Below are 14,155 nucleotides of genomic sequence, written 5' to 3'. Positions count from 1 at the left end.
TTATATTCTTGTAATGGAATATATGACCGCGCCCTTTGTCCGCGACGCGCATTGCGTGAAATGTTTCCCACGAATGTCTTGAATTCTCTGCATGCACCCTAGAGTTAATTCACAACGCGGAATAAAGGAAGGCGCGAAGAGCGAAGGCAGTGAAAGTGTCGGATTTCAGAGATCAATCCCAGAGGATGCTATCGCCGTTCGACCGCATCGTCGACGACCTGCAGCAGCTGCGCCTTGATGGCGGTGACGTTCCGTATGCAGAAATTGTTCGCAGGATCTCCCGAAATCGAATAGCCCAAGGCGTCGCACCAGATGCGTCCCGCCCTGCCAGATCAACTGTCTACGATGCCTTTCGGCGCGGACGAACCCGGCTCAATCTGGAACTGGTCTCTGAAATCGTCCGTGCACTGGATGGAACGGAGAAAGACATTGAGAGTTGGCGGCTGCGATGCTTGCAGGCTCGACGTGAACAGGCCGCAACAGAAGACACCGAATACCCTGGATCTGAAGAACCCGTCGTACCCGAACGACCAAATGCCCCGTTGGCCGAGCCCGAGGCCGCCAAGGAAACGAAGCAGAAGATCGCAGTGCATGTCAGAAAGGTGATATTGGCCCTCGGCTGCGCCCTGGCCAACCTGCTGGGGTTCTGGCTGGTGGCGAATCTTGGAGTGCCACTGTACCTGGACATGCTCGGCACCGCGGTTGCGGCAATGATGCTGGGCCCTTGGGCAGGCGTTGGTGTCGCTGTGGCAACGAATCTCCTAGGATCCGGGATCACCGATTCCTCGTCGATACCTTTCGGGCTGGTCAACGTCACCGGTGCCTTGCTCTGGGGATATGGGGCGCTGTGGGTGCGTCGAAAGGGAACTCTCAGGCGCTATTTTGCGCTGAACCTGCTGGTTGGCTTTGCATGCACTGTGGTTGCGACGAGCTTATTGGTGCTCCTCTTCGGCGGCGGTACCGGGCATGCCTCTGAGGGAACCCGGATGAACCTAGAGTCCTTTGGCTTGCCAATGTTTGTCGCAGTATTCCAATCGAATCTCTTGTATTCCTTGGCGGATAAAATGCTGGTCGGCTTTATCGCTTTGGCAGTCATGGCCCAGCTCAATGGCTGGCTTCGTGGATCCATTTTCGAGGATCTGGAATCAGACATCACGCGACGGCTCGATATCGATGCAGGACAGGAACGACGAGCTTGATCTAGCGCGTTGAGTGATTTGTGCCCTATTCTTGATCTTGTCAGGAGCCACCTCATAAGGCTCCGGCGCTCTCAAAAGGGGCGATACCCGTTGCCGAATGCAACTGGTAACGGCAGACATATATGGAATTTTCTTTAGTTTTCTTCAGGAAAAGAGTCCATTATGTCCAGCGTTTCAGCTGCCATTGCCCATGCCCTTAAGCCGATTGCTCCACAGATCTTTGGCCTGATGGGCAACGGCAACGCACACTTCCTCGATGCCGCCGTCCGCGCAGGCTTTAGCTACACCGCCGTGCGCCACGAGTCCGCAACGGTGTCCGCCGCCGACGCCTACTTCAGGATTTCAAACCGCCTCGCTATCGCCTCGACCACGTACGGCGCAGGTTATACCAACGCCGTCACCGCCTTGGCCGAAGCTGCGGCGGCGCGCACTCCGTTGCTGCTAGTCACCGGCGACGCGCCGACGACCGGCTTGCGCGGTTGGGACGTCGACCAGGCCGCCATGGACACCGGTGTGCGGGCCGTGCGCTACGAGGTGGACCGGCACACCCCGGGCGCAACGGCGCTCGCCGCGGCCGCCCACGCGCTGCGCGAACAGATCCCGGTGGTTCTGTCCATCCCCTATGACCTCGCCGCGGCACCAAACCTCGAAGTCGAGCTGCCGCAGTTCAACAGCTTCCGCAGTGTTCCGCCGGCGCCTGAACTCAATGCAACTCAACTACGGGCCATCACCGACCGGCTTTTGGCCGCCAAACGCCCGCATATCCTCTATGGTCGTGGAGCCATCGACGCGGCAGTGGGTATTGCCGAACTTGCCGAACGGCTCGGAGCCACCACCTCGGGAACACTGCTGGCCCGCGACCTGTTGGACTACCCGTACGATCTGGGAATCACCGGTGGCTTCGCCACCGAACGAAACGCCGAAATCATCGAGCAGGCCGATACCGTGCTGGTGCTCGGGGCCGGACTTAATCAGTTCACCATGCGCTTTGGGGATCTGGTCAACGTCGAGGCACAGGTAATGCAGATCGATCTTGCGGCTAACGCCACGAGCCCGCGAGTGGATTACTTCGCCACCGGAGACGTCTCCGCAGCGGTTGATCGTCTCTTGGGCGCCGTGGGCGCCCAGGATTCGGGCTGGGCCGGCTCGATAAACCTGGACGCGGTCCGCGACCGCCCGCTGGGGGAGGAGCGCGCCGCGGACGGTCTGCTCGATCCGCGTCGAGTGGCCAGCGAACTGGAGGAGATCTTGCCCGAGAACCGGGTTCTGGTTCAGGACGGTGGGCACTTCATCGGTTGGGGGCCCATGTATTGGTCAACTTCCGGGGCGCGAGCGCTGACCTGCGTAGGCACCGCCTACCAGTCCATTGGCCTAGGTATTGCATCCATGGTCGGCGCGGGGGCAGCGGCCGAGGGCCGCACCGTAGTGCTGGCCGCCGGAGACGGCGGATTCCTGATGGGCCTAGCCGATCTCGAATCGATCGTGCGCACCATCAGCAGCGGAGTCATCGTGATCTACAACGACTCAGCCTACGGGGCGGAGGTCCACCAATACGGTTCCATTGGCCTGCACGAGGATCCTATGCTCATCCCAACTGTCGACTTCGCGGCACTCGCCACCGCAGTGGGCGCAACGGGGCTTCGCATCGACTCGGTGGCCGATTTTTCCAAGGTTCGGCAGTGGGTAGATCAGGGGGCGAAGGGAATATGTCTGGTGGATGCGCGGATCTCACCGAACGTTCGGGCACCATATATGGAGGAAATACTGGCCGCGAACGCGCGGGCCACCGCGGCGCAGGCATCACAATCCGATTAAGGTGCTGGATTATGAGTGCTGATTCGGCGTAGGGTTGCAGAGTGCGCAAAGTCTTAGTAGGAACGGCAAGTCTAGGTTTGGGAGCGCTATTAATGCTTCCCGCCACGGGCGCTATTGCCGCCCCTTGGGACGCGCAAGACCCCAACCCCGCGCCGAGCCAGGGGCTGTCTGAAACATCGTTGCGTGTAGCCACGCTAGCCACCGAGATGACTCGGGATGTTCCGGGGCAGCTCTCCGCAGACCTCATGCAGGGAGATGACCGCGAAGCCGCGCAGGCAGCGGACAGCATCACCGCAGCCAATGCCGACTTCGTGGTGCTTACCGGGATGGATGCAGACGAACAAGCCGTGCAGGCGTTCCAGGATCATTACCTGAACAATCCAGAGGACTCCCGGCGGGACGTTGAATACGACTACGTTTACCTAGGCCCGGGCAACAAGGGCAAACCAAGCGGTGCTGATCTCAACGGGGACCGGATTGTCGGCGGCCCAGAAGATGCTTGGGGGCAGGGCAACTTCGAAGGCCAAGGCGCCGTCGTTGTCCTTTCCAAATATCAGATTGACCAAGACTCAGTCACCGGAATATCGGAGCTGAAATGGTCCGCCGTCCCGGAGAGCAGGCTCGATGATTCTGGATTGAGTGGCGCACTGGCGGCTTCAATTCCCGTGATGAGCAGTGGGCTTTGGGATATCCCGATCGAGTACCGCGGCAAGCACGTTCATGTGCTCGCCGTGCAAACTGACGACGCTTCCGGCGGCTATTCCTTTGCCGAAGCGCGCCAACTCGACCAGCTGCGAGTCATCTCCGATTACCTCGGCGGCGAAGAATACCTGCGCGATGACCAGGGGATAAAAACCCGTGGAGTCGGAAAAAGCCCGTATGTCTTAGCCGGATCCCTAGGCCAGCAGCCATCCTCGCTGGCCGCGCGGGATGCGCTGCTGCATGAAGCCGACCGTCCCGAGGCGCTCAGCGATTCGGGAAATTATCTCCTTCCAAGTAGCGCCTGGCAGGTCCTTGGCCAGGGGCATATCGGGGACCGTGCACCGCTCCAAGCGCAAACTATCGACGGCCCGGCCCAAATCAACGATTCGGCTCCCGCCCTGATCTGGACCGATATTCAGTTCTAAACTTCTTCCACCAACAGCTGCCGCAGGTGCCCGTTGAGGAACAACCCCTGCGGGTCTGCCTTAGAGCGCATCGCCTGGAAATCGGCGAATCGCGGGTACAGCTGCGAAGCTCCCAAGAAATGCGCTTTGCCCCAGTGCGGTCGCTCTGGCAGGGAAGTATTCTGGAACTTCGTCGCGGACTTAGCGATGCACCACGAGATAGCTCGTATGGAGATGTTCCCCGCTCGTTCGCGCAGAGCGATCGCATTCTGGTCGAAGGCTTTTTAATCGAGTAAACCGACCTGGCGTTCACGCATTCCGGCCTTTTCCAGTGCCAGGTTATAACGTGTGGCCTGCGCATTCTTCATAGGCCACCTCTTGCGCCGCGACGCGAGCGTATCAAGGAAAAGCTCGGTTCTGGCTTGGTATTGATAATTCGCGGCGAGAATCCGGCATTTTCCCGGGAACTATCAGGCTGGAGCTACTAGTCTGGGATTATCATGAGCAAAGATCCCATTTCGATGACATTCATAGACTCGAGCGGCAAACCTCGTTCGGCCGTCCAAGACGCCATCATGCGGGGCGTCGGTGTGCAGCGGCCGTTGGTCCTTGCATATCTCAAGCGATTGCGCGCGAAACATCCCCAGGCATCTGCGGCCGAGCTGGCCAAGATCGTTGAACGCGATTATTTGGTCGTGGTCACCGGCTCTGGAGCTGCCGTGGGTGGTACCGCGGCGGTGCCGGCGGTAGGTACCGCTGTAGCGCTGGGGCTCTCGCTGGCCGCCACGATCGGGTTCCTGGAAGCCTCTGCGCTTTATGCGCAGTCCTTGGCCGAACTTCATGGCATTGCCATTGACGACCCGGACCGATCGCGCTTGCTGGTCATGGGCGTGCTGATGGGCGAGGAAGGCAGTTCGATGATTTCGGCACTGACCAGTCAGGCGGCAGGTCGCGGCTCCGGACCGGTCAAGGGCTGGGCAAGATCATTTGGCTCGAACAAGTCAACGAGCCTGATGGCCACGGCGCAGAAGAGCTTGCAGAAGAAGTTCATTCGCAAGATCGTTGGCACCCAAGGTGCCAGCATGCTTGGCCGGCTGGTGCCTTTCGGCATCGGGGCCGTTATCGGCGGGGCCGGCAACCGCTATCTGGCCAAGCGGGTTATTGAAAACGCGGCGGTAGCGTTCGAGGGAATCGATACCGTGGCTCCAAGCCAGCTTGAGCTGGATGACCCGGATATTATCGACACCGATGTTGTGGAGAAACCGCGGAAGCGCAAATAGTCCGAAACTGAAAAACAACCGCAGGATGTTTCACATGAAACATCCTGCGGTTGTTTTTCGTTCTGAATCGGAAGCTGCCGGTCTGCTCTTCCTGGAAGTTCCGGCGATCAATGCCAGGGCAATGACAGAGAGCAGGACAACTAGTCCGGCGTAGCCGTAGGTGACGTTTTTTAGTCCGTGGGTTGGGATCAGCAGTCCGCCGATCAGTGTGGGCAGGCCGAAGGCTAAGTAGCTCACCAGATATACCGAGGAGAGCGTGCCGCCGCGTTGCAGCGTGGGGACGTTCTCCACGAGGGTCCGAAGCCCACCTTGGAAGGCGCCGCCCAAGCCGATGCCGCCGATGATGCTGGAGATGAAATAGATCGCCGTGTTTTCCGTGTAAACAGCTAGTACGAGCCCGCCCGATCCAACGATCAGCGAGATGCATCCAAGGGTCATGACCTTCAAGGCGTCGAACCGGAAGGTGACGGCGCCGAGCACCGCACTCGCGCCGGTCAGCGCAAAGATGGCTAGGCCGCTCAACGTCGGTGCTTGAATATTCATCAACGTTTTGGTGATGCTCGCGCCCAATCCCAGATACATTCCAACCAGCGCCCAGCTGGCGAGCAATGCGCCGACTGCGACGAGGAACTCGCGGCGCACCTCCTTGGGGATCATTACCGAGGGGATGAGCGAACGCCATACACCGTGACGGCGTGGGTGGCGCTCCTTGAGCAAGCTCGCCGGAATCAGCGCCAGAATCAACAATGCGGCGACCACCAGATAAGGGATCTGGAAGGGGTGCGGTGCGAACTGCACGAGAATGCCACTGAGCAGGGCGCCGAGGCCGATTGCCGCAGGTGGCACGGCGCCGTTGAGCATGGCGACGGTCCGGTGGCGCGAGGCGGGGGAGTAATCGAGCAAGGCTGCGCCCAGGGTGCCGAATCCGAGGCCCGAGGCAATACCCTGCAGGATCCGGGCGATCAGCAGCGCATTCAATGAATCGGCGAATGCCATGACGAGCATCGAAGCCGCGGCAATCAGCAACGCGCTAAAGGCGACGGGACGGCGTCCAATATGATCGGACAGTGCCCCGCAGGTCAGCAGGGTAACCAACAAACCGAAGATATATACGGCGAAGACGCTGCTGACTTCAAGGGAAGACAGTCCCCATTGCTCGGAGTACAGCGGGAAGATCGGTGACGGCGTGCCGGAGTGTGCTGCGATGAGGCAAAGGCCAATGAGTGCGGTGGTGAAGCCGAGTTTGTCGGCGACGTAGTTGTTGGCGTGTGCCACGAGATCTCTTCTGTGTTGTAGCGAATGGGTCGTGTGCGTGATGCTCCTAGGGCTGCTCAGCCAATAATCCTCGCACGGACCAGCGGACGGTTTCTTCAATGGAGGCCAGGTCAACGCTTTCGGCCTCGCGCATCAGCCGGAACACCGCTGCACCAAAGGCCACGTCCATGGCAACGTCGACATCCAGGCCTTCGGCCAACTGGCCCGAAGCGAGTGCGCGCGCAAAGAGGGGTTTGAGAGTTTTACGCCGCGGAGCTAGATAAAACTGCTCGAAATACGCGGCGCCGTGCGGCTCCAAGGAGCAGGCGGCCAGCAGCTGAAAGAATACGCGCCCGCTTTGGATGCTGTGGAAGGTTAACGATTCGACAGTACAGTCGATGAGATTCGCCAAGGGGTCTCCGTCGGTGGGGATCTTCAGCGCTTTTGTTGCGACACGTCCGAAAGCTTCGGCAACGATTGCATTCTTGGAGGGCCAGTGCTTGTACAGCGTCGCGGTGCTGACGCCTGAATGCTCGGCGATGCGCTCAATCGAAATCCCGCGGAAACCCGTGTCGCGGAGTAGTTCATTGGTGGAGTCCAAGACCTTGTGATGGGTTGCCACGCTGCGTGGGCGCGTACTAACCGGCAAGATTCCATCATTCATAGCGATTCCTAAACTAAAGTGTCACTTTAGTTTAGCAACATTCATCCGGTTCCAAGGATTTCGGGTACAAAATGACCGAGCGGCTCCTTAATGGGGAGCCGCTCGGCAAGGTGAGATTCTTTTCCGGCGAACTAATGGGCGGCGCTCTGCGCCATAATCCGTTCCAGAGTGGCAATCGCTCCCTGTGAATGCAGGGATGCGAGGGTCTCCAAATATGGTTTGGTGAACCGTTCATCGTTGATGACGTCGCCAAACAGGTCTCGCTGGCGCAGGAATGCCAAGGGATCTTCGCTGTGCTTCGCAGCGGCGGCGGAGACTTCCTGAGCCAGACGGTCAACGATCTGGATCGGCTCGCCCATTTCGTCGGTGCCCTCGGCATAGCGTGCCCAGCTGGCCACGATGGCGGCCGAAAGACGCACGTCGCGATCGGCGGCGAGGTTTTCGCGGACCACCGGCATGAGCCACTTGGGGATGCGATCCGAGGAGTCCGCGCAAAGCCGCGCAATAGTGTCGGCCACGTGCTCGTTGCGGTACCGCTCGATCAGCTTGTCCTGATAGGCGGCCAGGTCCACTCCGGGCAAGGCCGCCAGCGTAGGCTGCGCCTCGGTGCGCATGTAGCGCAGCAAGAATTGGGCGAAGAGCTCATTGCGTGCCGCGTCATGCACCGCGCGGTATCCGGCCAGATGGCCGAAATAGCACAGGCCCTGATGGGTGGCATTGAGCAGACGCAACTTCATCAGTTCAAAAGGCACCACATCTGCAACTACCTGGACTCCGACCTGCTCGAATTCCGGGCGGCCGGATACGAACTTGTCCTCTAGCGCCCACTGTACGAAGTCTTCGCACACTACCGGCCAGGCATCTTCGATGCCATAGCGCTCGGTCACGTCGCGCCGATCAGCGTCCGTGGTGACCGGGGTGATGCGGTCGACCATCGAGTTGGGAAACGGAACATTTGCCTGCACCCAGGCACCGAATTCTGCATCCAGCGCGGTGGCGAAGGCGCCAAACATCTTATGCGCCACCTCGCCGTTGCCTTGGATGTTGTCGCAGCTCATGACGGTAAAAGGCGCGAGGCCACGCTCGCGGCGAAGCTTCAGCCCGGCACTGATCAGGCCGAAGGCGGTTTTCGGGTTTTCCGGATCGGCCAGATCCGCGGCGATGGCGCGGTTCTGCAGGTCGAATTCCCCGGTGACCGGGTTGACGTTGTATCCGCCCTCGGTGACGGTCAGCGACACGATGCGGATCGCGGGATCTGCCAGCTTCTCGATAGCCGCACGGGTGTCATCCGGAGCGTACAGGTAATCGATAATTGAACCGATGACCCGCACCTCACGGCTGCCGTCCGGATTCTTGACTACCAGGGTATATAGTCCGTCGCTGTCGCTGAGGGTATCTCGCATGCGCGTGTCCGAGGGCATGATTCCCATGCCGCAGATACCCCAGTCGAGGGCTTGGCTCTCGTTCATGAGCCGATCGAGATACATGGCCTGATGGGCGCGGTGGAATCCGCCGACGCCGAAGTGGACGATTCCAGCGGAAACCTCGCTGCGGTCATAGGCCGGTACCTGTACCTCTGGCGGGATTTCTGTCAGCGTCTGATTAGAGAGTTTCATGAATTCGCAGTCTCCTTATGGGGGAAATATCAGTTGCTCAAGCGATCGCTTCAGGCGACGCGCTGCGGTGCGGGGGTGGGAACGCCGTTGAATCCGGGTTGGGTTCCGCGCAACAAGTGCGACATCAGCGCCGCAACCAAGTACAGCGCGGCGAATAGATACACCATTCCTGCGGCGCCCAGGGTGGTGTAGAGCAAGGCGACCAGCAACGGTCCGGCGAAGACCGCGGCACCGATGCCAAGGTTGTAGGAAGCCATCGCGGCTCCTGGATGCTCCGGCGCCAGCGAGACGGCGATGGCCGAAAGCGGCACAAACCCGGCCAGGCCGATGCCGAAGACCGCACCGATCAGCAGGGTCAGCAGATAAGCGTGTTCGATCCCGTTGTCTACCGCCCAGGCGGGCACCAGATAGAGCCCCGCCATCGACAGCGCACAGAGCACCGCGCCGAACCAGACCACGGTCTTTGACCAGCCCAGCTTGTCGCCCAGGGCCCCGAAGAAGAGGTTGAAGGGAATGTTCACCGCGTAGATCACCGTGGTCAGGATCAAGAACTGGCCCACGCTCCAGCCGAAGCGATCCACGAACAAGGCAGGGAAGAAGACCGCCATGCCGTAGGTGGGTACCGAATTGATGGTGCGGGTGAGCATCACCATCAACGCCTTGCGGTCGCTCACCAAAAGGCGAAGCCCGAAGCTCATGGTCTTCCACACCTGCTCCGGGTTATCCACCAGCGGGGCGCGTCCGGTTTTCTCCTTGACGCCGAGCAACGCCACCGCGGCACCGAGGATCACCAGGGCCAGCGAGATCCAAAGGGTCTGGTAGTAGTTCAGCCCGAAGATTTCCAGCGAGGCGGTCGCGGTCAGCGCGCCGAGCGTGGGCAGCCCGGCGCTGAAGGCCACGTAGAACCAGCCGATGGCAACCGCGAGGCGTTTGGCGTTGGCGGTTGCGGAGATCCAGACGAGGAAGCCGTAGGCGAAGAAGGGGTAGCCGAAGCCGCGCAGTCCGTAGGCGATGAAGATCAGCACCACGTTGGAGGAGTTCAGCGCGACGAGCAGGAAGAGCAGCTCGAAGGCCACCCAGATTCCAGCGCCAATGAACATCACCTTGCGCGGGCCCCACAAATCGGACAGCGAGGCGGAAAGGAATGCGGCAATGGCCACCGTGACCCCGTAGATGGTGATCAGGGTTCCTGCCAGCGGGATGGAAAATCCGTGTTCGCCGGTCAGGTAGGGCGTGAGGATATTGGTTTCCACGCCGTCGCCGATCATGAACAGGGTTAAGCCGATGAAACCCCATAAAAGCGGGCGCGGAAGTCCCATGCGGTCTAGCAGCCCGGTGCCGCCCCTGGTCGTTGGGGGTGCACTTGGGTTCGAGGGTTCCGAGATCATGGCGCTCCTTTGCGTGGGGCATTGCTGCCGCTCGTGATTTCACTAATCTAACACCAAATAAACAAATTCAACAGATTTTCTGTTAAATATTGTTTGGATCATGATGTTTTGAGAGTGCGAGCACAGCATCTATCATCGGAGGTGTGAGAAATGATGAACTTGCCGAAGGGAGATCCGCAGTGATGCGATCCAGTGGGCTGCCTCCGGAGAGCCGCCGCGACGAGCTGACCAGCTACGTCAATCAGGTCCACACCGCGCGCGTGGAAGCTATGGCCGACGCCTTCGGGGTCAGCGCCATGACCATCCACCGCGACCTGGACGTCCTCGCGGGCGAGGGGCGCCTCGAACGCATCCGCGGCGGCGCACGAGCGATCACCGCGCGGCTGGCCGAACGCGACGTGCGGCTGCGCCGCCATCTCAACGCGCGCACCAAGCAACGGCTCGCCCGCACCGCAGCCGAGCTCATCGAGCCCGGCGCGGTCATTGCCCTGGACGACTCCACCACCGTCGGCGAGCTGGGGCCGCATCTGGAAAGCCGCCGGCCCTCGACGGTCATTACCCACTCGCTGGCACTGATGAACACCGTGTCGGCCCAGTCGTCCATCGCCTTGGTGGGGTTGGGCGGCCAATACTATGCAGAAACCGATTCATTCCTCGGCTCGGTGGTAGTCGAGCAGGCTCAACGGCTCACCGCAGATGCGGTGTTCGTCTCGACCACCGCGGTCAAAAATCAGGCATTGCTGCACCCGGATGCCGAAGCGGCGCTGACCAAACGCGCCTTGCTGAAAACCGGTGGCCGGAAAATTTTGATCGTTGACTCAAGCAAATTTGAGGGCACCGGGCTCTATCACGTGATGGGATTGGACGAATTCGATGACATCGTCATCGATGACCAGCTGGCTCCCGAGCTCTTGGCCCTGCTGAAGTCGCTAAACCTCACTATCCACCTCGCCGCTAGCTCACCGAAGGATTAGCCATGCCATCGACCTATGTCTTGGGAATCGACTCGTCAACTCAATCGTGCAAAGCGCTGCTCGTTGATGCGCAGACCGGTGAGGTCAAAGCCTCCGGGCGCGCGCCCCACCCTGGCGGGACCCAAGTCGATCCGGCCAAGTGGATCAGGGCCCTTGAAGCCAGCACCGCAGGACTGCTCGAGCGGGCATCCGCGCTCTCGATCGCCGGCCAGCAGCACGGCATGGTTGCCCTGGATGAGCAGGGCGCTCCGGTGCGCGCCGCCATGCTGTGGAATGACATCTCCTCCGCCGGGCAGGCGCGGGACCTGATCGGCGAGCTTGGCGGAGAGCAGGGGTGCGCGCAACTTGTAGGCAGCGTGATGGTCGCATCGCTGACCGCCTCGAAACTGCGTTGGCTGCGCGAAAACGAGCCGGAAAATGCGAACCGCACCACCCGGGTTCTGCTGCCGCACGACTACCTGACCTGGCATCTGGGCGGACGCAAGGAAGCGACCACCGACCACGGAGACGCCTCGGGCACCGGATACTACTCGACCGCGCAGCGTCGTTTCCTGCCCGAGGTGGCGCGCCGGGCACTGGGCAAGCCGGTGGCATTGCCGCGGCTCGCGGCGGCAAATGAAATAGTCGGCGAAACTTCTGCGGGCCTCAAAATTGCGGCCGGCACCGGAGACAATATGGCCGCCTCGCTGGGACTGGATCTGCAGCCCGGGGACGTGTGCGTCTCCATGGGAACCTCGGGGGTGGCATCCGCGGTGGTGGATCACAGCGTTCACGATGGCACCGGGATGGTGAGCGGGTTTGTGGATGCCACGAATAGGTACCTGCCGCTGGCCTGCACCCTCAACGGCGCTCCGGTACTCGATTTTGGTGCCCGGCTGCTCGGTGTGGGCCAAAAAGAATTCTCTGACCTTGCGCTGGCCGCGGAGCCCGGCTCCGGGGGAGCGGTGCTGCTTCCGTACTTCGGCGGAGAACGCACCCCGAACCGGCCCGACGCGACGGGATTGATGCATGGCCTGCGTACCACGACCACCCGTGAACAGATCGCCCGTGCCTACGTTGAAGGATTGCTGTGCTCCATGAAGGACGCGGTCGCTGCCCTCGAAGAAGCCACCGGCATAGCAACCCGGCGAATCCTGCTGATCGGCGGTGGCGCGCGGTCCGAAGCGGTGCGCCGCATCGCGCCGCAGGTCTTTGGCGTCGCGGTAGATGTTCCGCAGACTGCCGAATATGTGGCGTTGGGTGCCGCGCGGCAGGCCGCCTGGGCGCTGAGCGGAGAAAAAGAACCACCGGTCTGGAACGTCGCGGCGTCCACCCGCTATCAGGGTGAACCGCTTCCCGAGATCTATGCGCGCTATGTGGATACCCGGGATGCAACCGCGGGGTGGAACTAACCGGAGGGCACGGCCGCATTTGGGCCCTTTGCGGCGTAGGCCGGGCGTCGCTTGTGCAGCGCCAGGAAGCACAGGGTGCCTCCTGCGATACCCCAGAAGGGCGAGACGATGCCCAGCGGCGCCACCCCGGACGCGGTGATGATGAGGGTGCAGACCGCGGCCTCCGCCGCACCGCTGGCCGGGCCGTCAAACATATCCTGCATCGATCCCTGCATGGCCGGAAGCAGGGCCACGCCCGCGACAGCGATGACCAGCTCGGCCGGGACCGCCGCAAAAAGCTGCAAAAAAGTCTGGCTGAACAGCCCGAAGAAGATGAAAAACGCACCGCAAGAAATGCCCGCCACATAGCGTCGCGCCGGATCCCGGTGGGCTTGGGCGGAGGTGCAGATCCCTGCGGTAATTGCTGCAAGGTTGATCGCATGCGAGCCGAAGGGTGCGAAAAGGATGCTCGCAAGCGAGCCCCCGCTGAGCAGGAGCCGATCATTTGGCCGGTAATTGCTGCTGCGAAGCATGGTCAGGCCCGGGCCGTTTTGTCCTGCCATGGTGACGATCAGCAGCGGAAGGGAAATGCCCATGATGGCGGAGAGGGAAAATGCCGGAACCGTGAATACCGGAGAGGTGAGCATGAACGATAGCGGTGCGTTCGAAATCTGGCCAGAACCTGCCGCAAGCGCGATGCCGGCGCAGAGCGCTACCGGGACCGCATAGCCCGGCGACCAGCGGCGGGCCAAGAAGTAGGCGGCCACTAGGCCGCCGGCGATCAGCGGCGAATCAAGGACCGCCTGAACCACCTCCATCACAAAGGGCAGCAGCACCCCGGCGAGAACCGCGGCCAAGACCGGTTTTGGCACGCGGGCCAGCAGCCATCCCAGCAACCCGCTGAGGCTCAAGAGCAGCCCAAGCAGCCCGGCAACGATATACGCGCCGATGGCTTCGGAATAGCTGTAGTCGCCGAGGACCGTCAGCAAGAGGGCGGCTCCCGGCACGGACCATGCGACGATAATTGGTTGGCGGGTGAACAGGCTGAGCAGCAAGCCGGTGATTCCGCTGCCGACCGAGACCGCCCATACCCAGGAACTGCTCTGCGCCTCGCTGAGCCCGGCGCGCTGTGCTGCTTGCAGTATCACCAGCATCGGGCCGGCGTACGACACGGCCATGGCGATGAATCCGGCGCAGATTGCGGAGAAGGAAATGTCATTTCCGAGCCTGCGCAACCCACGCGGTTGGACCGCTTTTTCTTCTGGCATGACCTGGCTCCCGTTTCGCTGACCGCAACGTCTGCCCACGTTACGCAGGTCACAGGTGAACGACAAATACTTAAAATACCGCCATTGATATGCAAAAACTCATGGTTCCGATGCCTAGGCTAAGCCTAGGCAGATGCCTAGTGTGACGGCGCGCACAGCCTGACAGGATAGAGATCTTGAATGGCCGCCTCGAGCGGTTGCGCCCTCCCGGGCCCAGATGA

The 14,155-nt window shown here is 61.1% G+C and carries 12 protein-coding genes; 6 read left to right on the top strand and 6 right to left on the bottom strand.

Going from position 1 to position 14,155, the window contains the following annotated elements:
* The first annotated feature begins 185 nt into the window (after positions 1–185).
* The 3 genes from ACT3TP_RS10880 (at position 186) to ACT3TP_RS10870 (ending at position 4,141) form a co-directional block, all read left to right on the top strand.
* Positions 186–1,199: a hypothetical protein gene (locus tag ACT3TP_RS10880; protein ID WP_444620590.1), complete on the top strand. Its 1,014-nt coding sequence runs from the start codon at positions 186–188 to the stop codon at positions 1,197–1,199.
* 162 nt (positions 1,200–1,361) lie between these two features.
* Positions 1,362–3,014, top strand: coding sequence for a thiamine pyrophosphate-binding protein (locus tag ACT3TP_RS10875; protein WP_096285889.1), 1,653 nt, complete (start codon positions 1,362–1,364; stop codon positions 3,012–3,014).
* A 92-nt stretch (positions 3,015–3,106) separates the two neighbouring features.
* Positions 3,107–4,141 carry a hypothetical protein gene (locus ACT3TP_RS10870; protein ID WP_141393525.1) on the top strand — a complete coding sequence of 345 codons (1,035 nt, stop codon included), beginning with the start codon at positions 3,107–3,109 and terminating at the stop codon, positions 4,139–4,141.
* On the opposite strand, the gene ACT3TP_RS10865 is transcribed toward ACT3TP_RS10870, so the two are convergent.
* Positions 4,138–4,293 carry a D-arabinono-1,4-lactone oxidase gene (locus ACT3TP_RS10865; protein ID WP_255248430.1) on the bottom strand — a complete coding sequence of 52 codons (156 nt, stop codon included), beginning with the start codon at positions 4,291–4,293 and terminating at the stop codon, positions 4,138–4,140. The genes ACT3TP_RS10870 and ACT3TP_RS10865 overlap by 4 nt on opposite strands.
* Positions 4,294–4,620: 327 nt before the next feature.
* Here ACT3TP_RS10865 and ACT3TP_RS10860 point away from each other — a divergent pair, with 327 nt between their 5' ends.
* Entirely contained in the window at positions 4,621–5,400 is a 780-nt protein-coding gene (locus tag ACT3TP_RS10860) for a hypothetical protein (RefSeq protein ID WP_096285883.1), read from the top strand.
* A 30-nt stretch (positions 5,401–5,430) separates the two neighbouring features.
* On the opposite strand, the gene ACT3TP_RS10855 is transcribed toward ACT3TP_RS10860, so the two are convergent.
* From ACT3TP_RS10855 to ACT3TP_RS10840, 4 genes are all read right to left on the bottom strand, one after another.
* Complete coding sequence (locus tag ACT3TP_RS10855) at positions 5,431–6,675, bottom strand: MFS transporter (protein ID WP_444616716.1); 1,245 nt, start codon at positions 6,673–6,675, stop codon at positions 5,431–5,433.
* Between the two features lie 46 nt (positions 6,676–6,721).
* Positions 6,722–7,318, bottom strand: coding sequence for a TetR/AcrR family transcriptional regulator (locus ACT3TP_RS10850; RefSeq protein WP_096285879.1), 597 nt, complete (start codon positions 7,316–7,318; stop codon positions 6,722–6,724).
* Between the two features lie 131 nt (positions 7,319–7,449).
* Positions 7,450–8,934: a mannitol dehydrogenase family protein gene (locus tag ACT3TP_RS10845; RefSeq protein ID WP_444620589.1), complete on the bottom strand. Its 1,485-nt coding sequence runs from the start codon at positions 8,932–8,934 to the stop codon at positions 7,450–7,452.
* Between the two features lie 50 nt (positions 8,935–8,984).
* Positions 8,985–10,322, bottom strand: coding sequence for an MFS transporter (locus ACT3TP_RS10840; protein ID WP_444620588.1), 1,338 nt, complete (start codon positions 10,320–10,322; stop codon positions 8,985–8,987).
* Between the two features lie 182 nt (positions 10,323–10,504).
* Here ACT3TP_RS10840 and ACT3TP_RS10835 point away from each other — a divergent pair, with 182 nt between their 5' ends.
* Both ACT3TP_RS10835 and xylB read left to right on the top strand, forming a co-directional pair.
* Complete coding sequence (locus ACT3TP_RS10835; protein ID WP_444620606.1) at positions 10,505–11,296, top strand: DeoR/GlpR family DNA-binding transcription regulator; 792 nt, start codon at positions 10,505–10,507, stop codon at positions 11,294–11,296.
* A gap of 2 nt (positions 11,297–11,298) precedes the next feature.
* Positions 11,299–12,687 (top strand): xylulokinase, encoded by a 1,389-nt coding sequence (xylB, locus tag ACT3TP_RS10830; protein ID WP_444620587.1) that lies wholly within the window; start codon positions 11,299–11,301, stop codon positions 12,685–12,687.
* On the opposite strand, the gene ACT3TP_RS10825 is transcribed toward xylB, so the two are convergent.
* Positions 12,684–13,934 (bottom strand): benzoate/H(+) symporter BenE family transporter, encoded by a 1,251-nt coding sequence (locus tag ACT3TP_RS10825; protein ID WP_105569802.1) that lies wholly within the window; start codon positions 13,932–13,934, stop codon positions 12,684–12,686. The two genes, xylB and ACT3TP_RS10825, sit on opposite strands and share 4 nt — an antisense overlap.
* Between the last annotated feature and the right edge of the window lie 221 nt (positions 13,935–14,155).

Source organism: Glutamicibacter sp. AOP38-B1-38 (assembly GCF_052377485.1).
Lineage (GTDB): Bacteria > Actinomycetota > Actinomycetes > Actinomycetales > Micrococcaceae > Glutamicibacter.
This window is presented reverse-complemented; position numbering and strand designations above follow the sequence as displayed.